This is a genomic window from Roseateles sp. P1_C1_2, assembly GCF_056406535.1.
Window position 1 is genome coordinate 124,166 of record NZ_JBFUAB010000012.1, and the last position, 22,122, is coordinate 146,287.

The 22,122-nt window shown below is 68.7% G+C and carries 20 protein-coding genes; 11 read left to right on the forward strand and 9 right to left on the reverse strand.

The annotated features are described in order from the left end of the window. Nucleotides 1–70 precede the first annotated feature (70 nt). The 6 genes from AC1D2H_RS13635 to AC1D2H_RS13660 all read left to right on the forward strand — a co-directional run bounded on the left by AC1D2H_RS13635 (nt 71) and on the right by AC1D2H_RS13660 (nt 5,740). Complete coding sequence (locus AC1D2H_RS13635; protein ID WP_478011335.1) at nt 71–2,158, forward strand: sigma-54-dependent Fis family transcriptional regulator; 2,088 nt, start codon at nt 71–73, stop codon at nt 2,156–2,158. Between the two features lie 202 nt (nt 2,159–2,360). Next, complete coding sequence (gene pqqB / locus AC1D2H_RS13640) at nt 2,361–3,296, forward strand: pyrroloquinoline quinone biosynthesis protein PqqB (RefSeq protein WP_478011336.1); 936 nt, start codon at nt 2,361–2,363, stop codon at nt 3,294–3,296. After that, on the forward strand, nt 3,293–3,946 hold the full coding sequence (locus AC1D2H_RS13645; protein WP_478011337.1) for a hypothetical protein: 654 nt from the start codon (nt 3,293–3,295) through the stop codon (nt 3,944–3,946). The genes pqqB and AC1D2H_RS13645 overlap by 4 nt, the downstream gene beginning before the upstream one ends. Beyond that, nucleotides 3,934–4,545: a hypothetical protein gene (locus AC1D2H_RS13650; protein WP_478011338.1), complete on the forward strand. Its 612-nt coding sequence runs from the start codon at nt 3,934–3,936 to the stop codon at nt 4,543–4,545. The genes AC1D2H_RS13645 and AC1D2H_RS13650 overlap by 13 nt, the downstream gene beginning before the upstream one ends. Continuing rightward, nucleotides 4,542–5,036, forward strand: coding sequence for a hypothetical protein (locus tag AC1D2H_RS13655; protein WP_478011339.1), 495 nt, complete (start codon nt 4,542–4,544; stop codon nt 5,034–5,036). Before AC1D2H_RS13650 ends, AC1D2H_RS13655 begins: the two co-directional genes overlap by 4 nt. Before the next feature lie 2 nt (nt 5,037–5,038). Further along, entirely contained in the window at nt 5,039–5,740 is a 702-nt protein-coding gene (locus tag AC1D2H_RS13660; RefSeq protein ID WP_478011340.1) for a hypothetical protein, read from the forward strand. A 3-nt stretch (nt 5,741–5,743) separates the two neighbouring features. Here the strand turns inward: AC1D2H_RS13660 and AC1D2H_RS13665 are convergent, their stop codons facing one another. Next, nucleotides 5,744–6,055, reverse strand: a complete 312-nt coding sequence (locus AC1D2H_RS13665) for a high-potential iron-sulfur protein (protein ID WP_478011341.1) — start codon at nt 6,053–6,055, stop codon at nt 5,744–5,746. 68 nt (nt 6,056–6,123) lie between these two features. After that, nucleotides 6,124–7,872: a PQQ-dependent methanol/ethanol family dehydrogenase gene (locus AC1D2H_RS13670; RefSeq protein ID WP_478011342.1), complete on the reverse strand. Its 1,749-nt coding sequence runs from the start codon at nt 7,870–7,872 to the stop codon at nt 6,124–6,126. 402 nt (nt 7,873–8,274) lie between these two features. Between AC1D2H_RS13670 and exaC the strand changes: the two genes are divergently transcribed. After that, nucleotides 8,275–9,798 (forward strand): acetaldehyde dehydrogenase ExaC, encoded by a 1,524-nt coding sequence (gene exaC / locus AC1D2H_RS13675; protein WP_477931636.1) that lies wholly within the window; start codon nt 8,275–8,277, stop codon nt 9,796–9,798. Nucleotides 9,799–9,845: 47 nt separating this feature from the next. Continuing rightward, complete coding sequence (locus tag AC1D2H_RS13680) at nt 9,846–10,223, forward strand: DUF779 domain-containing protein (RefSeq protein ID WP_477931635.1); 378 nt, start codon at nt 9,846–9,848, stop codon at nt 10,221–10,223. A gap of 1 nt (nt 10,224) precedes the next feature. On the opposite strand, the gene AC1D2H_RS13685 is transcribed toward AC1D2H_RS13680, so the two are convergent. Then, nucleotides 10,225–10,881: a hypothetical protein gene (locus tag AC1D2H_RS13685; protein ID WP_477931634.1), complete on the reverse strand. Its 657-nt coding sequence runs from the start codon at nt 10,879–10,881 to the stop codon at nt 10,225–10,227. A gap of 174 nt (nt 10,882–11,055) precedes the next feature. Between AC1D2H_RS13685 and AC1D2H_RS13690 the strand changes: the two genes are divergently transcribed. Beyond that, a complete protein-coding gene (locus tag AC1D2H_RS13690) occupies nt 11,056–11,622 on the forward strand; it encodes a flavodoxin family protein (protein ID WP_477931633.1) in 567 nt (188 codons plus the stop codon). Between the two features lie 10 nt (nt 11,623–11,632). On the opposite strand, the gene AC1D2H_RS13695 is transcribed toward AC1D2H_RS13690, so the two are convergent. Then, nucleotides 11,633–12,415 carry a substrate-binding periplasmic protein gene (locus AC1D2H_RS13695; protein ID WP_477931632.1) on the reverse strand — a complete coding sequence of 261 codons (783 nt, stop codon included), beginning with the start codon at nt 12,413–12,415 and terminating at the stop codon, nt 11,633–11,635. Between the two features lie 145 nt (nt 12,416–12,560). On the opposite strand from AC1D2H_RS13695, the gene AC1D2H_RS13700 reads away from it, so the two are divergent. Further along, entirely contained in the window at nt 12,561–14,012 is a 1,452-nt protein-coding gene (locus AC1D2H_RS13700) for a CotH kinase family protein (protein WP_477931631.1), read from the forward strand. Nucleotides 14,013–14,034: 22 nt separating this feature from the next. Here AC1D2H_RS13700 and AC1D2H_RS13705 read toward each other — a convergent pair whose 3' ends face one another. Next, on the reverse strand, nt 14,035–15,291 hold the full coding sequence (locus AC1D2H_RS13705) for a glycerophosphodiester phosphodiesterase family protein (protein WP_478011343.1): 1,257 nt from the start codon (nt 15,289–15,291) through the stop codon (nt 14,035–14,037). 190 nt (nt 15,292–15,481) lie between these two features. On the opposite strand from AC1D2H_RS13705, the gene AC1D2H_RS13710 reads away from it, so the two are divergent. Next, entirely contained in the window at nt 15,482–17,269 is a 1,788-nt protein-coding gene (locus tag AC1D2H_RS13710; RefSeq protein ID WP_478011344.1) for a S8 family peptidase, read from the forward strand. A 9-nt stretch (nt 17,270–17,278) separates the two neighbouring features. On the opposite strand, the gene AC1D2H_RS13715 is transcribed toward AC1D2H_RS13710, so the two are convergent. From AC1D2H_RS13715 to AC1D2H_RS13730, 4 genes are read right to left on the reverse strand one after another with little or no spacing between them, the layout of a single operon-like run. Continuing rightward, nucleotides 17,279–18,544 (reverse strand): glycoside hydrolase family 10-like protein, encoded by a 1,266-nt coding sequence (locus tag AC1D2H_RS13715; RefSeq protein WP_478011345.1) that lies wholly within the window; start codon nt 18,542–18,544, stop codon nt 17,279–17,281. A gap of 3 nt (nt 18,545–18,547) precedes the next feature. Further along, nucleotides 18,548–19,681: an acyltransferase family protein gene (locus tag AC1D2H_RS13720; RefSeq protein WP_478011346.1), complete on the reverse strand. Its 1,134-nt coding sequence runs from the start codon at nt 19,679–19,681 to the stop codon at nt 18,548–18,550. Further along, entirely contained in the window at nt 19,678–21,033 is a 1,356-nt protein-coding gene (locus tag AC1D2H_RS13725) for an MFS transporter (protein WP_478011347.1), read from the reverse strand. Before AC1D2H_RS13725 ends, AC1D2H_RS13720 begins: the two co-directional genes overlap by 4 nt. Continuing rightward, on the reverse strand, nt 21,030–21,911 hold the full coding sequence (locus tag AC1D2H_RS13730) for an N-acetylmuramic acid 6-phosphate etherase (RefSeq protein ID WP_478011348.1): 882 nt from the start codon (nt 21,909–21,911) through the stop codon (nt 21,030–21,032). The genes AC1D2H_RS13725 and AC1D2H_RS13730 overlap by 4 nt, the downstream gene beginning before the upstream one ends. Nucleotides 21,912–22,122: the final 211 nt, after the last annotated feature.

Here is a 22,122-nt window from a genome sequence, read left to right on the forward strand (position 1 = left end):
ACACGATGATTCAAAGACAAGTGCGGCCACGACCGCTCACCCCGGAGACAAGCCTGCGGAGGCAGGTCCCATGAAAGCCTCTATGTCCATCCAGACCGAAGAGCCGGTTGGCGCGGTGCCACAGGCGCCGCCACGCCAGGCCTTCATCGAGCGCAGCCATCAGCGCAGCGAAGCGCTGGGCCTGAAGCGCCATGAGAAATGCGATCTCGACCCGATGATCCGCAGCGACCTCAACCTTGCGCGGGAACGCAACCACCGCCTGTACACGCATGCCGCGCCGGTGATGCAGCTGCTCTACGAGCAGATCGTCAACACCGAAAGCATGATCGTGCTGACCGACGCGCAGGGCACCATCCTGCACTCGGTGGGCGACGACGGTTTCCTGATCCGCGCCCAGCGCGTGGCGCTGGCCCCGGGCGAGAACTGGGCCGAGCATGCCAAGGGCACCAACGCCATCGGCACGGCGCTGTTCGAGGAGGTGCCCACCCTCGTGCATGGCGGCGAGCACTTCATCCATGCCAACAACTTCCTGACCTGCTCGGCCTCGCCCATCTTCGACCCGCGCGGCAACATGCTGGGCGTGCTGGACGTGACCGGCGACCACCGCGGCTACCACCAGCACACCATGGGTCTGGTGCGCATGTCGGCCCGCATGATCGAGAACCACTGGCTCTCGGACGACTACAACAACCGCCTGCGCCTGCACTTCCACAGCCGGCCCGAGTTCATCGGCACCCTGCTCGAAGGCATCCTCGTCGTGTCACCCGAGGGCAAGCTGCTGGGCGGCAACCGCGCGGCGTTGGACCAGCTCGGCGTCAGCGGCGCGGAGCTGCGCTCGCGCAGCCTGAGCAGCCTGCTCGGCACGACGCCGGCGGCCGTTTACGACCACTTCCGCATGCCCATGTCGCCGCCCATGCAGCTGAGCCTGCCGACGGGGCAGAGCTTCTATGTGCGGGCGCGCTTTGACTGGCCGTCGCGGCCGGTGGTGTCGGGGCTGCGCGGCGACACGGTGGAGGCGACCGAGGTGTCCGACGTGAGCGACGTCGCCGCCCCGGCGGTGATGGCCGACGTGGCCACGGCCAACGGCGCGCAGCGCTTCTCGGGCCTGCAATACCTGCGCACCGGCGACCCGCAGCTGGAGACCGTCATCCAGAAGGTCAAGCGCGTGCTGGACAAGGGCATCCCGCTGCTGGTGCTGGGCGAAACCGGCACCGGCAAGGAGCTGCTGGCCCGCGCCGTGCACCACGACTCGGCCCGTTCACGCCAGCCCTTCGTGGCCGTCAACTGCGCGTCGATTCCCGAGAGCCTGATCGAGGCCGAGCTGTTCGGCTATGAGGAGGGCGCCTTCACCGGCGCGCGGCGCAAGGGCGCGCCGGGGCGGTTGGTGCAGGCCAATGGCGGCACGCTGTTCCTCGATGAGATCGGCGACATGCCGCTGCCCTTGCAGGCGCGATTGCTGCGCGCGCTGCAGGAGCGCAGCGTGACGCCGCTGGGCAGCACCAAGTCCATCGCGGTGGACATCGCCGTCATCGGCGCCACCCACCGCAACCTGCGCGACATGATCGCCGCGCAGTCCTTCCGCGAGGACCTCTACTACCGCCTCAACGGCCTGGCCCTGCGCCTGCCGGCGCTGCGCGAGCGCACCGACATCGAGGCCATCGTGCGCCGCATCCTGCAGGCCGAGCGCCCGCAGGACACGCCGGAGCTGAGCCCCCAGGTGCTGGGCATGTTCCGCCGCTACCAGTGGCCGGGCAACATCCGCCAGCTGGCCAATGTGCTGCGCACGGCGGCGGTGATGTCGGCCGGCGAGCATCTGGTCACGCAGGCCCATCTGTCGGACGACTTCCTCGAAGACATGCAGCGCACTGTCGGCGGCGTGTTGACGGCACCGGCTCTCTCCATGCCGCGGCCGGTGCAGGACTGTGCGGCGACGCCGGGCTGGCCGGCCTTCGAGGCATCCCCGGCCCGCCCGCCCGTAGCGGCGGCTGCAGAGCCGGTGGCCACCGCGCGCACGCTGGAGCAGGCCGAGATCGACATGATCCGCGCGACGCTGGATGCGGTGGGCGGCAATATCTCGCTGGCCTCCAAGCAGCTGGGCATCAGCCGCAACACCATCTATCGCAAGCTGCGCTGGAACAGCGCCGAGCGGCCGGCGTAGGCGTTTGGCGTTGTTCCCGGGCCTCAAACCAGGCCCGGGACTTTCCCGAGGGAGCAGGTGTTCTGCGCTGTGCCGAACTGGAGCAAAACCCCTGATTGACGCCGCCTGGAGCGGTGTTTTCGCAAGGCACGGGTCTTGCACCCATGGGTGCATTGACTCGACTCCTTGCACCCATGCCCCGTCTTTCCTTTGGACGCTTCTCATGAAGCTCCTTGTGCTCGGTTCCGGCGCGGGCGGCGGCTTCCCGTTGTGGAACTGCCATTGCCGGCTGTGCAGCGCCTTTCGCCGCGGCGAGCTCGACGCCAGCGCGCGCACGCAGAGCTCCATCGCCATCTCCCAGGACGGCCGGCCCGGCGAGGGCTGGCTGCTCATCAACGCCTCGCCCGACCTGCCGCAGCAGATCCGCGCCACGCCGGCGCTGCAGCCGGCGCATGCGGGTGACATGCCCATCCGCGCCGTCGTGCTGCTGGACTCGCGGCTGCATCACGTCGCGGGCCTGCTCTCCTTGCGCGAGAGCCGCGAGCTGGAGATCTACGCCACGCCGCTGGTGTTCGAGGACCTGACCGCCGAGCTGCCGCTGCTGCATGTGCTGGAGAGCTACTGCCGGGTGCGCTGGCGCATGCTGCCCATCGCCGGCGACACGCGCAGCGCGAGCTTCGAGATCCCGGGCTTCCCGGCGTTGAGCTTCTCCGCCGTGGCCGTGCCGGCGCAGGCGCCGCGCCATGCCCGCCTGCGCAGCGAAGCCGCGGGCGAATGCATCGCGCTGCAGGTGCAGGACCTGCGCACCGGCCGGCGGCTGTTCCTGTCACCAGCCCTGGCCAACGTCGGCGAGGCCGAGCTGGCCTGGATGCGCCAGGCCGACTGCGCCGTCGTCGACGGCAGCTTCTGGACCGAACACGGCATGCAGGAGGCGGGTGTGGGCAGCGTCAGCGCCAGCGCCAAGGGCCATCTGCCGCAGAGCCGCCATGGCGAGCGCGCCGGCATGATCGAGGTGCTGCAGGCCAGCGGGGCACCGCGCAAGGTGCTGACCCACGTCCACCACAGCAACCCCATCCTCGACCGGCGCGGCGCCCAGCACCGCGAGCTGGCCGAGCGGGGCATCGAGGTGGCGCATGACGGCATGGTGATCGAGCTGTGAGCGCCGTTCCCCTCACCCGCCCATCGCGCCCGGCCGAGCCGCTGTGGCTGGAGTGGCTGACGCTGTGCGGTGGCCTGGCCTTCTGCACCTGGCTGCTCGGCGTGCGCGGCGTCTGGGCCCTGCTGCTGGGCGCCGACCCGACCGGGCTGACGCTGGTCATCATGGCCGTCTTCCTGTGTTCGACGCTGTGGTGTGGCCAACGTTCGCGCGAGCTGCAGCGCCAGCGTGTCCTGCTCGCCGACCCGCGGCTGGCTCGCGCCGACGAGGCCTGCTGGGCGGCTGAATACCTCGGTGCGCCCGGCGACCTGGCGACCGACCTGCTGCTGGAGCACAGCCACGGCCCGCATGGCACGGCCTGGTGGGTCAACGGCATCCAGCTCAAGCTGGGGCTGCTGGGCAAGGTCATCGGCTTCTCGATGCTGGCCCTGTCCATCGGCAAGGTGCAGAGCTTTGATCCCTCGCAGTCGCAGGAGCTGTTGCGCAGCCTGACGGCGGGCCTGGGCGTGGCGCTGCTGACGACCATGGTTGGGCTGGTCGGGAACATCCTCTTGGGTCTTCAACTCACCAGGCTGGATCGCTTTGCTGACGCCCTGGTCGCCGACATTCAGCGTGCAGCGCTGAAGAAGGACGGTGCGTCATGCGCCGCCTGAGACGAGGCTCTCGCGAGGCCGAGGTCGACCCCTTCTACGACATGCTGTTCAACCTGCTGATCGGCTTCGTCTTCTGCTTCATCGTCGCCCTGCTGGCCATGAACCCGCGCGCCACCAAGGCCGGCGACGTGCCGTCCAAGGCCGAGTACCTCATCAACGTCGCCTGGCCCGACAACAGCCCCAACGACATCGACACCTGGGTGCAGGACCCCGGCGGCAACCTGGTGTGGTTCCGCCAGCGCGAGGCAGGGCTGATGTACCTGGACCGCGATGACCGCGGCGAAGGCAACGCCTCCACCATCATCAACGGCCTGCGCATCCAGAGTCCCTTCCGTCAGGAGGTGGTGACGCTGCGCGGCCTGGTGCCGGGCGAGCACGTGGTCAACGCCCAGTACTACCAGTCGCACGACGGCCAGCCGGTGCCGGTGACCGTCACCGTCATCAAGGTCAACCCCCGCGCCGACGTCGTTTTCTACGGCACCGTCAAGCTGGCCCGTCAGGGCGACGAAGCCACCGCCGTGCGCTTCACGCTGCTGCCCGACGGCAGCGTCGTCAACGTCAACACCCTGCCCAAGAGCCTGATGCAAAGACCGTCATGACCCTGCCCATCATCCTCAGCTTCGCCGCCCTGCTGCTGCTGTGTCTGCTTGCCCTGCTGCACTCGCGCTGGCCCGCCTGGCTGCGCGGCCTGCTGGTGGTGGGCGTCACCAGCTTCTACTTCTACGGCGAGGCGGCCGTCCACACGCTGTGGGGCTGGCCCAGCGGCGACCCGCTGCCCGAGCGCTTCGTGCTGCTGGCCGCCGTCATCGAGGAACCCGGGCCGAAGCGGGACGGGGCCCTCTATGTGTGGGTCAACGCGGTGGAGGACGGCAAGCCCGCCGCCCAGCCACGGGCCTATCTGCTGCCCTACAGCAAGGACCTGCATGGCCTGCTGAACGAGGGCCTGAAGAAGGTGCGCAACGGCATCGCCCAGCTGGGCACGGCCGAGCCCAAGGTGGGCCGCAAGGGCCTGGCCTGGCTGCGCCCGGGCAGCGACGAGCAGCAGGTGAAGCTGCGCGACATGCCGCTGCCGCAACTACCGGAAAAATGAGCATGCGACGCAGTCTTCTGTTCACGCTGATGGCCCTGACCGGTTGCAGCCGCGCGCCCGAGGGGCAGTCATGGTTTCCGCTCGAAAGCGGCCATCGCTGGACCTACACCGTCACCACGCGCAGCGGCGCCGACACGTCCGAGCGCGAGAGCCTGACGCTACGCACGCTCGGCTCCGAGACCCTGGTGCTCGACGACAAGCCCGCCTGGCAGCGCCGCAGCGACAGCGGCGTCAACTACTGGCTGCGAGCGGACGACAGCGGCATCTATCGCGTGGCCAGCAAGAGCGACATGCAGGCCGACCCGGTCGCCGATGCGCCGGGCCGTTATGTGCTGAAGGCGCCGTTCGCCGTGGGCACGCAATGGCAGGCGCCGACGACGGCCTATTTGCTGATGCGCACCGCCGAGTACCCGCGCGAGATCAAGCACAGCCATCCCAGCATCCCCATGCTCTACGAGATCGAGGCCGTGGCCGACGAGGTGCAGACGCCGGCCGGCAAGTTCTCGCCCTGCCTGCGCGTGCGCGGCAGCGCCACGGTGCGGGTCTTCGTCGACGCCATCAGCGGCTTCAAGGACCAGCCGTTGACGACCGTGGAGTGGTACTGCCGCGGCGTGGGCCTGGTGAAGCTGGAGCGCAGCGAGCCGTCCACCTCGCCGATGCTGGTGGGCGGCTCGCGCACGCTGGCGCTGGAGTCGTGGAATTAGGGCTCAGCCCCCCGGAGCTTTGACCCAGGCGGCACACCAGCCGTTCTTGGCCACTTGCGCCTTGCGGCCGAACATCGCGCATGGGCTCCACGCGTCGGTCGGCTTGGCCTGCCAGAACTGGCAGTTGGCGCAGTGCTGGCTGGTTTGGTGCTTGGGATGTTTGGCGGCGTCGACCTTGGTCGTGTCGTGCCTGTAACCCAGGGCCACGGCGGTTTCGCTGGCCTCGTCGACGGGTGTGGTCGTCTGGGCCACGGCCGGGCAGGCGAGGCAGGCCGTGGTGGCCTGAAGCATGAAGATGCGGCGGGTGGGATGCATGGGAACCTCGGGGAATGAACGTGGCACCGGCCTGCACAGGCCGGCGCCGTCACGACGAAACGAGCGGTTTACTTGGGCAGCTTGAAGACCCAGACCATGCCGCCCTGCTCCAGGAAGCTGACCTTCTTGGCCACGTCACCGCCCCACAGCGGCACCGCGCCACCCCAGCCGGAGACGACGCTGATGTACTGCTCGCCGTTCTGCTGCCAGGACACCGGCGGCGCGACGACGCCCGAGCCGGTCTGGAACTGCCAGACGACCTTGCCGGTCTTGGCGTCAGCGGCCTTCAGGTAGCCCTCGGGCGTGCCCCAGAACACCAGGTTGCCGGCGGTGGTCAGCACACCGCCCCACAGCGGCGCGTTGTTCTTGACCTCCCAGACGATCTTGCCGGTCTTGGGGTCGACCGCGCGCAGGGCGCCGATGTAGTCGTCGTTGAGCGTCTTGATCGTGAAGCCGGCGCCCAGGTAGGCGGCGCCCTTCTTGTAGGCGATGGGCTCGTTCCAGATCTCCATGCCCCATTCGTTGGCGGGCACGTAGAAGAGCTTGGTGTCGGGGCTGTAGGCCATCGGCATCTGGTTCTTGCCGCCCAGGAAGGAGGGCGACGAGAACACCGAGTTGCCCTTCTTGCCGTCGGCACCCGCGGTCGGGTCGCCGGGGCGGTTCTCGGGCACGAAGTTGGGCCGGCCGGTCTTCAGGTCGATGCCGGTGGCCCAGCTGATCTTCCTGACGAAGGGGAAGGCGTTGGCGAGCTGGCCGTTGGCGGCGTCCAGCACGTAGAAGAAGCCGTTGCGGTCGGCCTTGGCGCCCATGCGCTTGCCGTCCTGGTCGAAGGTGATGAATTCGTTGACGCCGTCGAAGTCCCAGCCGTCGTTGGGTGTGCCCTGGTAGTGCCACTTGATCTGGCCGGTCTTCACGTCGATGGCGACGGTGGAGCAGGAGAACAGGTTGTCGCCCTGGCGCAGATGGCTGTTCCACGGCGCGGGGTTGCCGGTGCCGAAATAGGCCAGGCCGGTCTTGGGGTCGTAGGTGCCGCCCAGCCAGGTGGCCGCGCCGCCGGTCTTCCACAGGTCGCCGGGCCAGCTCTTGCCCTGCGTGCCGGAGATGCCGTTCTCGTGCTTCACGCCGGCCTTGTCCCAGGTGTAGCCCATATGCCCTTCGACGGTGGGGCGGCTCCAGACCATCTTGCCGGTCCTGGGGTCACGCGCCTCGACACGGCCCACCACGCCGAACTCGCCGCCCGACACGCCCGTCAGCAGCAGGCCCTGGGCAATGATGGGCGCGGCCGTGGCGGAGTAGCCGGCGGCGTAGTCGTCGATCTTCTCCTTCCAGACCACGTCGCCGGTGGTCTGGTCCAGGGCCACGATCTGGGCGTCCAGCGTGGCGAAGATGACGAGGTTGTCGAACAGGGCCGCGCCGCGGTTGACGACGTCGCAGCAGGGCATGATGCCGTCGGGCAGGCGGTGCTCGTACTTCCACAGCTTGGCGCCGGTGGCGGCGTCCAGCGCAAAGATGCGCGAGTAGGAGGCCGTCACGAACATCTTGCCGTTGTGGATCAGCGGTTGCGATTCCTGGCCGCGCTGCTTCTCGCCGCCGAAGGAGAAGGCCCAGACCGGCGCCAGCTTGGCCACGTTGCCGACGTTGACCTGCTTGAGCGTCGAGTGGCGCTGGCCCTGCGTGCCCAGGCCCCAGGACAGCACTTCCTGGCCCGACTTGGACGAGGCCTCGATCATCTGGTCGGTCACGGCGGCGCTGGCGCTGCCGGCGGCCACCAGGCCCAAGCTCACGGACAGCAGTGCGGCGAGAGGTTTGAGTTGCATGGCGTTGTCTCCTTTGTTGATGGATTTGCACCGCCATGCCGATGCGGCGAGCGGATGGCCTGCCAAGGCGCAAGCTCCATGCCAATCGAAATCGCCGCGAGATGGAGCAGTCGCGGGGTCCAGCGACCGGCCGGACGCAGGGTTGCACCGGGGGCGGTGTTCAGCGCCGTGAACAGGCTGCGCCGTGCTGTGACAGCGGGCCGTTGGAGCACTGCCGGCCGCCGCGGCGGAAAGGGCGCCCGGCGAGGTGTGCCTTCCTGTGCCGAACTGCTCCAGCCTGCAACAACCGGCGGGTGATTTCCCTTGGCTGCGGCCCCTGCAGCAGGCCATGGCGGGCTCGGTGCGTGCTGGCACGGGTTCTGCGTTGATGGACTTGCCTCAACCCATCGCAGGAGACAAGCCATGACTGTTTACGCCGCCCCCGGCGCCGCCGGCGCCAAGATCGCCTACAAGCCCCGCTACGACAACTTCATCGGTGGCAAGTTCGTACCGCCTGTCGAGGGCCAGTATTTCGACGTGATCTCGCCGATCAACGGCAAGGTCTATACCCAGGCTGCGCGCTCGGGTGCTGCGGACGTTGAGCTGGCGCTGGACGCCGCGCATGCCGCCGCGGCCAAGTGGGGCGCCACGCCGCCGGCCGAGCGGGCCAACATCCTGCTGAAGATCGCCGACCGCATCGAGCAGAACCTGGAGCTGCTGGCCTATGCCGAGAGCGTGGACAACGGCAAGCCCATCCGCGAGACGCTGAACGCCGACATCCCGCTGACAGTGGATCACTTCCGCTATTTCGCCGGCTGCGTGCGTGCGCAGGAAGGCGCGCTCAGCGAGATCGACGGCAACACCATCGCGTATCACTTCCAGGAGCCGCTGGGCGTGGTGGGCCAGATCATTCCGTGGAACTTCCCCATCCTGATGGCCGCCTGGAAGCTGGCGCCGGCGATCGGCGCGGGCAACTGCGTCGTGCTCAAGCCCGCGGAGAGCACGCCCATCAGCATCCTGCTGATGGCCGAGCTGATCGCCGACCTGCTGCCGGCGGGCGTGCTGAACATCGTCAACGGTTTCGGTCGCGAGGCCGGCATGCCGCTGGCCACCAGCAAGCGCATCGCCAAGATCGCCTTCACCGGCTCCACGGCCACCGGCAAGGTCATCGCCCAGGCGGCGGCCAGCAACCTGATCCCGGCCACGCTGGAGCTGGGTGGCAAGAGCCCCAACATCTTCTTCGAGGATGTGATGGCCGAAGACGACGCCTTCCTGGACAAGGCCATCGAGGGCCTGGTGCTGTTCGCCTTCAACCAGGGCGAGGTCTGCACCTGCCCCAGCCGCGCGCTGATCCAGGAGTCGATCTACGACAAGTTCATGGAGCGTGCCTTGAAGCGCGTGGCCGCCATCAAGCAAGGCAACCCGCTGGACACCGACACCATGATGGGCGCGCAGGCCTCGGCCATGCAGATGGACAAGATCCAGACCTATCTGGCGCTGGGCAAGGAAGAAGGCGCCAAGGTGCTGATCGGCGGCGACCGAGCCCAGCTGGGTGGCGACCTGGCGGGCGGCTACTACATCCAGCCGACCCTCTTCCAGGGCAACAACAATATGCGCATCTTCCGCGAGGAGATCTTCGGCCCGGTGCTGGCCGTGACCACCTTCAAGACCGAGGCCGAGGCGCTGCAGATCGCCAACGACACGCCCTATGGCCTGGGCGCCGGCGTGTGGAGCCGCGACGGCAGCCGCGCCTACCGCATGGGCCGCGCCATCCAGGCCGGCCGCGTCTGGACCAATTGCTATCACGCCTACCCGGCGCACGCTGCCTTCGGTGGCTACAAGGAATCGGGCATCGGCCGCGAGACCCACAAGGCCATGCTCGACCACTACCAGCAAACCAAGAATCTGCTGGTCAGCTACAGCCCCAACGCACTGGGCTTCTTCTGAGCGGAACGGCGCAAGCCAGGGGGCGGCCTCGGTCGCCCCTTCTCACCATGACGGCCTTGATTCCACGCGTGCAGGCCACCGAGGCCGCGCTGGCTTTGATCGGCGAGCTAAAGCGACGGCACGGCGAGCTGCTGTTCTACCAATCGCATGGCTGCTGCGCCGGCAGCGCGCCGATGTGCTTTGCCGTGCACGAGCTGAAGCTGAGCGCCGGGGATCGCCGCTTGGGCGAAGTGGCCGAGGTGCCGGTGTACGCCAGCGAGGCCCAGTGCGACTACCTCGCCGGCCTGCAGATGACGCTGGACGTGGCGCCCGGCAACAGCGGCAGCTTCGGGCTGGAAGACGGCTCGGGCCAGCATTTCGTCGCCCACTTCCGGTTGTGGGCCGACGAGGAGGTGGCGCGGCTGGCGCCTATCGGCCCCGTCTGATTCAGCGCCTGCGGTTTCGCAGCAGCGGCAGCATGCCCAGGGCCAGCATCGCCAGCGGCAGCGTGCCCGGCAGTGGCAGCTGGTTGACGGCGCGCATGGCCACGCGCAGGTTGTCGAGCCCGGTCTCTTCGTTGCCGCCGTTGCCCTCATGCGCCTCCGTCCAGCGCAAGGAGGTGATGGACACGTCCGACACGATGCCGATGAAGATCGCCGCGCCGGTGGGGTTGCCGGAGATGTTCATGCTCTGGGTGCTGCCGTCGCTGAACAGGAAGGACAGCACGCCGTCGTCGATGGCCGTGGACGCATTGCCCGGGATGGCCTCGAAGCTCGTGATGTCCAGCGCCGCGGCGAGGAAGGGCAGGGCGTACTGGCCTTGGTAGTAGCCGTCACCCTGGGCGCGCTGCGGGCCGAAGGCGCTGGCGCGGTGGTCAGCGGCGCTGAAAACCTCCACGGGGCCGATGTTGCTGGACAGCGTGACGCCGGGCAGCACCTGCACGCCGGTGAGGTCGGTGCCCGTCGCGTAGCCGGAGAAATCCTGGGTCTGGATGGCGCCGCTGACGGCGCCCTGCCAGGCTGCCAGCGAGGCGTAGACGGACACGCTCGCCGCGTGGGCAGAGCCCAGGGCTGACAAGGCGAAGGCAATGAGAGCTCGGCGCATGGGGGTCTCCCGAAAAAGCGGTTTGGCCATTGGCTGCCTGACGGCAGGCCATGCCCACCCCAAAGACTTGGGGGCGCCCCGCAGATGGAGGGGTCCAGCGCCAAAGGGCTAGTCCGGCAAGGGGTTGCCGTCCCGGGACAAGATGCGGCCTCTGCCCCAGACCCTTCGCCTGCCATGACCGAATCCGCCGCCCGCCGTGTGCTCGTCCTGCTCGCCAGCACGCGAGCCGATGGCAATGCCGAGTTGATGGCCCGCGCGGCCACGCAAGGCCTTCCCGGCGACGTGGAAGTGCGCTGGCTGCGTCTTGCTGAACTGGCCATGCCGCCCTTTGTGGACGTGCGCCACGAGGGCAGCGGCCAATACCCCGAGCCCGAGGGCGATCTCGGCCGTGCCCTGAAGGACACCCTCTGGGCCACGGACATGCTCGTCGCCGCGCCGCTGTACTGGTACAGCCTGCCGGCGCCGCTCAAGCTCTATCTCGACCACTGGAGCGCCTTCATGCGCGTGCCCGGCCTGGACTTCAAGTCGCAGATGGCCGGCAAGGCGATGTATGTGCTGTGCGCCACCAGCAGCGGCGAGGCGCCCCACCTGGCGGCGCCGCTGGTGGACAGCCTGCGCTTCAGCGCCGACTACATGAAGATGCGCTGGGGCGGTGCCGTGCTGGGCGACGGCAGCCGGCCTGGCGACGTGCTGAAGGACGAAGCCGCGATGACCGCGGCGGCCAAGCTGCTGCTGAGTTGATCCGCCACGCTCAAGGGCGGCGCGAGGTCGGCGGTGGGTGCAGGAACTGGGTCTCCAGCCGCTTGAGGGTGCCGTCGCGCTGCAGGGCGTCGAGGGCTTCGTTGAAGCGCTCCACCAGAGCCGGCTTTACGCTGATCCGCGAGAAGGCGAACACCGGCGCGTCTTCATCGATGACGATGGCGCTGGCCTGCATCGCCGAGCCGAGGCCGAGCTGGCGGGCCAGGAAACTGGCCGAATACTCGTCGGCCACGAAGGCATCGATGCGCTGCATCTGCAGCATGCGCAGCAGGCCTTCGAGGCTGGTGGCCTCCTCCAGCCGGCGCTCCATGCCCGGCCGCGCGAGCCGGGCCTTCAACTCGGCCCGGTAGGCCGTGCCGCGCTCCACCCCCACGCGCAGGTCCGACGCGCGCAGCTCGTCCAGCGTGGCGATGCGCTGGCCGGGGCCGAGGTCGCTGCGCAGGAACACGAGGTTGCGCGTGCGCACGCCCGGCAGCGAAAAGCGGGCATAGCGCTCGCGCTCGGGGCGGGCCAGCACGCCGGGAACGATGTCGATGCGGCCGGCTTCGAGCTCCGCCATCGCGCGGGCGAAGGGCAGCTCCACGGGGACCAGCCGGCAGGCCATGCGCGCCAGGGCCGCACGCGCGACTTCGACCTCCAGGCCTGTGAGCCGGCGCTGCTCGTCCTCGTACTGGTAGGGCGGTTCATGCTTCCAGGTCATGCGCAGCTCGCAGGCCGACGCGAACGCGCCGGGCAGGGCGAGGACGAGGCACAAGAGGCGGACGACGGAGCGCATGCCGGGATGAGGTGCGGGCTTCTCGTGCAATGTAGCCCTTCGCCCGGCCTTGCGCCCGTACCCCAGCCGTAACCACGGCGCGGCGAGCCCTGCCTAAACTCGTGCGCCGTCGCGTTCGCGGCGGATCTGCACGGAGATGGCAGGGATGACGAAGAACAACAACAACAAATGGCTGGCCGCTGCTGCGGCCGGATGGCTGGTCGCCGGCTGCGGCGGCGGTGGAGGCGGTTCCACGCCACCACCTCCTGCCCCCGCTCCAGCGCCCGCACCTGCCCCAGCGCCGACCCCGGCGCCCGCACCCGCTCCGGCCCCGGCCCCCGCGCCCGCGCCGCCCCCGGCGTGGTTCCCCACCGGCACGGCGGAGTCCTTCGCGCAGTTGGAGATCACGACCACCAACGCTGCCCCCATCCTCAATCGCGAGGACTATGTGAAGGGCAGCTTCAAGCTCGCCGGCGCCGGCCTGGCGGCGGCCGAGGGCGCGCTGGAGATCCGCGGCCGCGGCAACTCGACCTGGGACTGGCCCAAGAAGCCCTATCGCATCAAGCTGGGCAATGCGACGGCGCTGGCGGGCATGCCGTCCAGCAAGCACTGGGTGCTGCTGGCCAACTACGCGGACAAGACGCTGATGCGCAACGACATGGCCTTCTCGCTGAGCCGCAGCCTCGGCATGGCCTACACGGTGCGCGACCAGGTCGTGGAGGTGACGCTGAACGGCGAGTACCGTGGCCTCTACCAGTTGGCGGAGCAGATCCGCGTGGCCAAGGACCGCGTCGACATCCCCGAGCTCAAGGCCGGCGACACCGCGCCCGACAAGATCTCCGGCGGCTACCTCATCGAGGTGGACTTCCGCATGCACAAGGACTACTGCCGGGACCCGGATGCGGCGGCGTTCTCGACCTTCTGCGTCAACGGCGTCAACACCCAGCGCGACACGCAGTACTGCGTGGATTCGACGCGCAGCGCGCCCTTCTGCGTGAAGGAGCCCGAGGACATGTACAGGCCCGAGTGGGCGGCGCAGCGGGCCTATCTCGAGAAGTACTTTGCCGATGCGGAAGCCGCGCTGTTCGGCGCCGACTTCAAGGACCCGGCCACGGGCTATGCCAAATACCTGGACGTCGATTCGGTCATCGACTACTACCTCATCAACGAGTTCGCCAAGAACGTCGACGGCGCCATCGCGAGCTTCTTCATGGCCAAGAAGCGTGACGGCAAGCTCCACTTCGGCCCCATCTGGGACTTCGACCTCGCCTTCGGCAACGCTGGCTACAACAACGTGGACAAGACGGCGGGCTGGCATCTGCGCCAGTACCCGTGGTTCGCCCGCCTGTTCGAGGACCCGGCCTTCGCCGCCAAGGTCAAGGCGCGCTGGCTGGCCTTGAAGGCCGATGGCAAGTTCGAGCAGATCCTCAACTACGCCGAGGCCCGCGCCGCCTGGATGACCAAGGGCCAGCAGAAGAACTTCGTCAAGTGGCCGATCTTCGACTGGGTGAGCTGGTACACCCGCATCGCCATGGGCAGCTATGACGGCGAGGTCAGGGAGATGCTGCGCTGGCAGCGCGAACGCCTGGCCTGGATGGACGCCGAACTCAGCAAGTGAGCCCGGCGCCGCGCACCACGGCTCAGCGCTGGCCCGTGCAGTTGGCGTAGAAGCTGACGGTGGCCGGCCAGTCCGAGAACACGCCGATCACGCCGATGTCCTGGGCCAGCACGTCCAGCATGCGGAACATGTCGCCCTCGCGGGTGATGGCGCTGTCGAAGGTCTGGTAGTAGGAGCCGTTGCTGCCGTCGGCCAGGATGCCGCTGCGCTCCAGCGACCACGTGATGATGTCCAGGCCGGCGGCCTTGGCATTGCGTGCGTATTGCGAAGGCAGCAGGTTGCCGCTGGTGTCAGCCGCGAGCAGCACCCACAGCGGCGGCGCGACGATGCGCACGCCCTGGGCGCGGTAGGCCTTGAGCTGCTCGGCGGTGGGCACGTCGGCCGGCACGTTGGCGTCGTCCAGGTAGACGGCCTGGCGGCCGAAAGCCGGCTCGTTCTTGACCCAGTAGAGGATGTCGTTGAGGTCGAAGCTCTGCGCCCAGACGTCGCGCGCCGGCACGCCGGCGGCCTTGTGCTCGTCGATCATCTTCTGCGCATAGGCGGCCTGGGTGAAGCCATCGAAGGGCATGACCACGCTGGGCGCCTTCAGCTCCGGCGTCATCTTGACGTCGAGCTTCTTGAACAGCGCGATGGCTTCCTTCAGCGTCAGCAGCGTGCCGCTGCTGGGCCCGGCATAGAGGTCGGTGCGCCAGTTGGGCGTGCCGGCCATGTACTCGGCTACCGTGCGGCCGCGCGGGTTGAAGGCGTCCATCTTGCCGCGCAGGGTCTTGAACTCGGCCAGCGTCAGCTCGCTGGTGCGGCACTCGGCGGCGGCGGGTGCGGCCAGGTTGCCGGCGGCGTCGAAGGCGGCCGGCGTGAAGGGTTTGATGCACCTGCTCGCCAACGGCGTGGCGAGGATGTTGGTCGTCGTGTGCAGATCGTTCTGCGCGTGGCGGCAGACGAGTTCCTTGTCCTTGGTGAAGGTCACGTCGCACTCGACGATGCCGGCGCCCATGCGCGCGGCGGCCTCATAGCTCTCCTTGGTGTGCTCCGGGAACTGCAGCGCCGCGCCGCGATGGCCGATGGAGAACAGCGTGGGGCGGTAGTTTTCGCGCGTGGCGGCGCAATGCTGCAGCCGCTTCTTCAGCGGGCTGTCGGCCATGTCGTTGACAAGGAAGAAGGGGCGCGGGCCGAGCTGCACGCTGGCGATGCCGTCGCGGCGATCGCCGTCGTGGGCCAGGGCGGTCAGGCTGGTGGCGGCCAGGGCCATCACGGCGAGGCGGGCGAGGGTGCGGGGCATGGTCAGTCCTTGGGGTTGCATGCCCGGCACGCTAGGCAGGCAGCATGAAGCCTGCATGACATCGGGCCACGAAATTGCGAGTTAGGGGCCGGCGCTGAGAAACAAACGAAACCAAACGCCGCCAGCATTGAAGCGCAGCTGCAACCGGCGCTGTCGAGCATGAGGGCACTTTCAACACGGAGCCACTTTCATGCATTCGACCCGCAAGACTTTCGCACTGAGCCTCGTCGCTGCTGCGCTGTTCGGCCTGAACCCTGCCGCCGCCGAGGCTCAGGCCCAGGTCGCGATGAGCCGAGCCGAGCCCCAGGCCGCCGGCCTCATCATCAAGTTCCGCGACGGCGCGCGCACGCCGGTGGCGGCCAAGGCCGCGCTGCAGGGCTTTCGCGCCATGAGCGAGGCGCGCGGCCAGCGCGTGGCCTTTGATCGCGAGAGCGCACTGGGCCACCGCGTCATTCGCCTCGCCCAGCGCGTGCCGGCCAGCGCGCTGGCCCAGCTGGCGCGCGACATCCAGCTGTCGGACCCGAGCATCGAGTCCGTCGAGATCGACCACGTCATGCGTCCCACCTTCACGCCCAATGACACGAACTGGGCCAACCAGTGGGACATGAGCGACCCGACCGGTGGCATCAACGCGCCCAAGGCCTGGGACATCGGCATGGGCTCCGGCGTGCGCGTGGCGGTGCTGGACACCGGCGTGCTGCCGCATGCCGACATCGCGGCCAACCTGCTGCCGGGCTATGACTTCATCACCGACAGCACCCGCGCCGGCGACGGCGGCGGCCGCGACAGCAATGCGAGCGACCCCGGCGACAACGTCACCGCCGACCAGTGCGGCACCGACAAGCCGGCCCAGAACAGCAGCTGGCACGGCACCCATGTCGCCGGCACCATCGCCGCCGTGGGCAACAACGCGCTGGGCGTCACCGGCGTGGCGCCCAAGGCCAGGATCGTGCCGGTGCGCGTGCTGGGCAAGTGCGGCGGGGCCACGTCGGACATCGCCGACGGCATCGTCTGGGCCGCGGGCGGCTCGGTGGCCGGCGTGCCGGCCAACGCCAACCCGGCGCTGATCCTGAACCTGTCGCTGGGCGGCGAGGCGGCCTGCGCCAGCATCACGCAGTCGGCCATCAACTACGCCTACAACAAGGGGGCGCTGATCGTCGTCGCAGCTGGCAACGACAACCAGGACGTCGCCAAGCAGACGCCGGCCAACTGCAAGCATGTGATGGCCGTGGCCGCGACGAACAAGGTCGGCGCGCGCTCCAGCTATTCCAACTACGGCGACATGGTGGACATCGCGGCGCCGGGCGGCGACGCGACCTACGGCAACGTGCTGTCGCTGTCCAACTCCGGCATGAACGGCCCGGTGGCCGACGGCTACAGCTGGCTGCGCGGCACGTCGATGGCGGCGCCCCATGTCGCCGGCGTGGCCGCGCTGATGGCGGCCGTCAACTCGACGGTGCTGCCTTCGGACATGGCCTCCTTGATGCGGTCCACCGCGCGCACCTTCCCGGGCAGCTGCACGGGTTGTGGCGCCGGCATCGTCGACGCCGAGCAGGCCATCATCGCGGCGCGGGGCCTGCGTCTTGAGAAGGAGCCCAACGACACGCTGGCCCAGGCCCAGTACCTGAACGTGTTCCCGGCGCGGGTGCGCGGCACGCTGCAGCCGGCCTACCCGCAGTTCGTCGACATCTACTCGATCAACCTGGCCGCCTCGACGACGCTGCAGACCACGCTGACGCTGGACCCGCCGACGCTGCTGGATATCTTCCCCTTCAACGCGACGATGGAGCTGCTGGACGCCAGCGGCAAGCTGATCAAGGCCGCCGCCATCGTCAACGGCAAGACCGAGGTCAACTACTTCAACGCGACGGGCAAGACGCTGGCGGTCTATCTGCGCGTGAAGAGCACCTCGTCGTCGCTGAGCACCAGCGACCGCAGCTACGAGGTGCAGTTGCGCAAGATTGCCTACGCCTACTGAAGCGCGGGCTCAGGGCTGGGCGTAGGGCCCGGCTCGCAGCGCGTCGGCAATGCCCTTGCGGTTCTGCGCCAGCGCCGCCATGCTGAAGTGGATGTGGCCGCTGCCCGGCGAGACGCGCCGGATGATGTCGATCTGTGCCAGCACCTCGTCGGGCTGCCAGCTCTTGTCGGTGTCGTTGATGCGGCTGGTGAACAGGCCCGGATGGATGGGCCGGCCCAGGGGGTTGGACGCGCGCCAGGCCTGCAGCAGCGGTTCGAAGGACTGGGCCGTTTGCGCGCGCGGCCAGTAGAGCTGGGGCGCGAGATAGTCCATCCAGCCCTCGCGCAGCCACAGCTCGACGTCGGCGTAGAGCTTGTCGTACTGGCTGAAGCCGCTGATGCCGGCTGGGCGCGCGCCGGGCTTGGGAATGCCGAAGGGGCTGACGCCGACGCGCGTGCCGGGCCGCACCTCGTGGGCTAGCGCGTACATGCGCTGCACCAGCGTGTTGACGTTGTAGCGGCGCCAGTCGTGGCGGCTCAGAGACCCGCCCTTGGCCGTGTAGCGCTGCCAGCTCGTCTCGTCGGGGAAGTCGACTTCCTGCTTGGTGGCCGCATCCGTGATGGGGTAGGGATAGAAGTAGTCGTCGATGTGGATGCCGTCGACGGCGTAGCGGCTCAGGATGTCGCGCACCACGGCCAGGGTCTGCTCGGCGGCCGCGGCGTCGCCCGGGTCCATCCAGAGCTGGTCGCCATAGCGCTTGACCCAGTCGCGGCTGCGGCCGATGTGGCTCTCGGCCATGGCGGACTTGGCCGAGCTGTGGCGGGCGCGGTAGGGGTTGATCCAGGCATGCAGCTCCAGGCCGCGCGCGCGGGCCTCGGTTAGCCAGACGGCCAGCGGGTCGTAACCCGGGTGCTGGCCCTGGGTGCCGGTGAGGTACTCGCTCCAGGGCTCGAGCTTGGACTCGTACAGCGCGTCGGCAGCGGTGCGCACCTGCAGGATCAGCGCATTGAGGCCGATGCGCACGGCGGTGTCGCACAGGGCTTTGATCTCGGCCTGCTGCGCTTCGGCGCTGAGGCCGGGCTTGCTGGGCCAGTCGATGTTGGCGACGGTGGCGATCCACGCGGCCCGCCATTCGCGCGGTGGCGGTGGCGTCGTGGACGCGGCGACGGCGGGTGCCGCTGGCGTCGGCGCCAGGGCGGCTTCGCTGGGCGGCACCATGGGCGCCGGTGCCGGCGGCGTCGCGCAGGCGCTGAGCAGCGGGATGGAGGCGAGACTGAGCAGATCGCGACGTTTCATGGCTTAGACCTTGATGAACCAGTGCTTGCGGTACATGAGCCAGGCGATGGCGTACATGACGAGCACGAAGGCGATGGCGTGCAGCAGGGAGGCGTTGACGGGCGCCAGGCCCGAGTCGCGCAGCGGCGCATACAGCGCGCGGCCGAGGCTGCCGCCGTCCGCGAACTTGACTGTGTAGAGCATCTTGGCCACCAGGCCCGACAGAGCGAACAGGAAGAGGGCGTTCATGCCGAAGACGACGAGCGGATGCAGCACCCGGGCCCAGCGCTGGCGCGCCAGAGGTTGCGGCATGGCGTCCAGCAGCCAGTAGAAGACGGCGAAGACGAGCAGCGCCCAGCCGGCCATCGCGAAGACATAGGACGGTGTCCACAGTGACTTGTTGATGGGCATCAGCCAGGCGTCAAGCCCCTGGCCCAGCCACAGCGAGGCCAGGCCGGCCAGGACCCAGGTCATGGTCTTCTCGGCGGGCTGCTGGCTGGAGGCGAGCACATAGCCGGCCAGCACGCCGAGCAGCTGTGTCGCCACGGCGGGCAGCGTCGACAGCAGGCCTTCGGGGTCCCAGGTTTTCGCCTGCTTCCACAGGTGGCCGTCCAGCAGCAGGCGGTCCAGCCAGGCGCCGGCGTCCTTGCCGGGCTCCAGCAGGCCGACATGGACGACGCCCTCCGCATCGGGCACCGGCAGGCCCAGCTGGACGAGTGAGTAGATCGCCATCAGCAGCAGCGCCCACAGCGCGACGCCGCGCCGGCCATGCCAGATGACGATGGGCGCCGCGGCCAGCGTGCACAGGCCCAGGCGCTGCAGCACGCCGGGGATGCGCAGCGTCTCGAAGTTGAAGTTCGGGATGAGGTTGAGCAGCAGGCCGATGCCGATGATGACGAGGGCCCGGCGCGAGGTGTTCAGCAGCAGGGCGGTCTTGTCGGCGCCGGCCTGGGCGCGGCGTGCCAGGCTGAGCGTCATCGCCATGCCGCTGATGAAGACGAAGAAGGGGAAGACCCAGTCGGTGAAGGTCCAGCCGTTCCAGTGCGCATGCAGCAGCGGCGCGTAGACATGGCCCCAGTCGCCCGGGTTGTTGACGAGCAGCATGGCCGCGATCGCGAAGCCGCGGAAGGCATCGAGAGAGAGCAGCCTGTCCTTCACTCGACCTTCTTCCCGAAGTTCTCCGGGATCTTGATCAGCGCGGCCATCACGACGCTGGGCAGGGTGGCCACCAGCACCCAGCCGAAGAAGGGCACATAGCCGATGTGGTCCTGCAGCCAGCCGCTCCACATGCCGGGGATCATCATGCCCAGGGCCATGAAGCCCGTGCAGATCGCGTAGTGCGCCGTGACCGGGCCCCCAGGCTTCGCAGGCGCAGGCGCCTGCTGTGCCACCCCCCGAGGGGGCTGAGCCGGCTCGGGGCGGCCCGTCGCCGGCTCCTGCGGTCCGTTGGCGACAAGGATCATGTACATCAGATAGGCCGTGAACCCCAGGCCATAGCCGAACTGCTCGACAGCCAAAGCGGCGCTGATGGCGACCAGGCTGGTCGGGTGGGTCATGGCCAGGATGAGGAAGGCGACGTTGGGCACGTGCATGGCCGCCACGAGAGGCCACAAGGCCTTCTTCAGCCCGACTTTCGAGATGATCCAGCCGCCCAGCAGGCCGCCCAGCGTCAGCGCGCACAGACCGACGCCGCCGTAGACCAGGCCCACGGTGGCGGTGCTGAGGCCGAGGCCGCCCTTGTCGACGGCGTCCAGCAGGAAGGGCGAGGCGAGCTTGAGCAGCTGCGCCTCCGGGAAGCGGTACAGCAGCAGGAAGCCCAGCGTGACCGCGATGCCGGGCTTCTTGAAGAACCTCCCGAAGATGGCGAAGAACTCGCTGATGAGTTTGCTGGAGGCGGCCCAGCCGGGGCCGGGCGTGTCCGCGGCGGGCCGCGGCAGCGCCCAGGCATGCCAGAGTGTCAGCGCGACAAACGCGGCGGCGATCAGCCAGAACACCTGGCTCCAGGCCGCTGCGGCGCTGCCGGTGCGCTCGGTCAACTCGCCAGCAAGATAGACCAGGCCACCCTGGCCGGCGATGTTGGCGAGGCGGTAGAAGGCCGAGCGCACGCCGACGAATGCCGCCTGCTGGTGCTGCGGCAGGGCCAGCATGTAGAAGCCATCGGCCGCGATGTCGTGCGATGCCGAGGCGAACGCCATCAGGAACAGCAGCGCCAGCGACATCTGCACGACGCGGTCGGTCGGGATCGCCAGCGCCACGGAGGCGAATGCTGCGCCGACCAGGAACTGCAGCACGACGATCCAGCGTCGCTTGATGCTGAACAGCTCGGCCACCGGCGACCACAGCGGCTTGAGCACCCAGGGCAGGTAGAGCCAGCTCGTGTACAGCGCGATATCGGTATTGGAGATGCCGAGGTTCTTGTACATGATGACCGACAGGGTCATCACGACGACAAAGGGAACGGCCTGCGCGAAGTAGAGGCTGGGGATCCAGGCCCAGGGAGATCGGTTCATGCGGACAGTGCCCGACCCACGTTGCCGTCCTGCGCGTCCAGCAGCGCGCGCGCGGCGTCGGCACCCACGCCGCGCTTGAGCATGACCAGTGCCGTCTTCACATGGTGGTCGCACTGCGCGAGGGCCGCCTGCGCGTCCGCCTCGCTGGCACCCGAGGCACGCACGGTCAATGCGACAGCGCGCTTGACGAGCTTCACATTGGTCGCCTTCAGGTCCACCATCAGATTGCCGTAGACCTTGTTCAGCCTGACCATCAGCGCCGACGAGAAGGTGTTCAGCGCGATCTTCTGCGAGGTGCCGGCCTTGAGGCGCGTGCTACCGGAGATGACCTCGGCACCGGTGTCCAGCGTGATGCCGATCTCGGCCTGCTGCGCGACCGGCGCACCGGGGTTGTTGGCGAAGCCTATGGTCAGCGCGCCGGCCGCGCGGGCGGCCTCGATGGCACCCAGCACATAGGGCGTGCCGCCAGACGCGGCCAGCAGCAGGGCGACGTCATTCGGGCCGGGGTTCAAGGCGTTCAGGTCCGCGGCCCCTTGCGCGCGGTCGTCCTCGGCACCTTCGACGGCGACGAACATCGCGCCCTGGCCCCCGGCGATGACGGCGACGGCCCGCTCGCGTGGCCAGGAGAAGGTGGGGTAGAGCTCCACGCTGTCCAGCACGCCCAGGCGGCCGGAGGTGCCGGCGCCGGCGTACAGCAGCCGGCCGCCGGCACGGATGCGCGGCAGCGCGGCGTCCACGGCGGCGGCGAGCTGGGGCGCGGCGGCCTTGACGGCTGCGACGGCATCGAGCTGATCGGCGATGAATGCATCCAGCAGTGCCGGCGTGGCGTAAGTGTCCAGGTCGGGATGCCGGGTGCTCGGGGTTTCGGTGTTCAGCATGGGGATCGGAAGCGAAGCTGACGGACTCTAGCGGCTGGCGCCGGACCATGACGAATGCCACGCGCCATTGCAGTCATAACGTCAGGTAATCAGAATCTGCCTGTCGGTTGTAAGGAGTTGGGCATGGCCCCCGACAGAAGCTGGCAAGTCGATGTCGGATGCATCCGGAATCGGCCTGTGGTGAAACCTCTCACATTCATCCACTTTTATC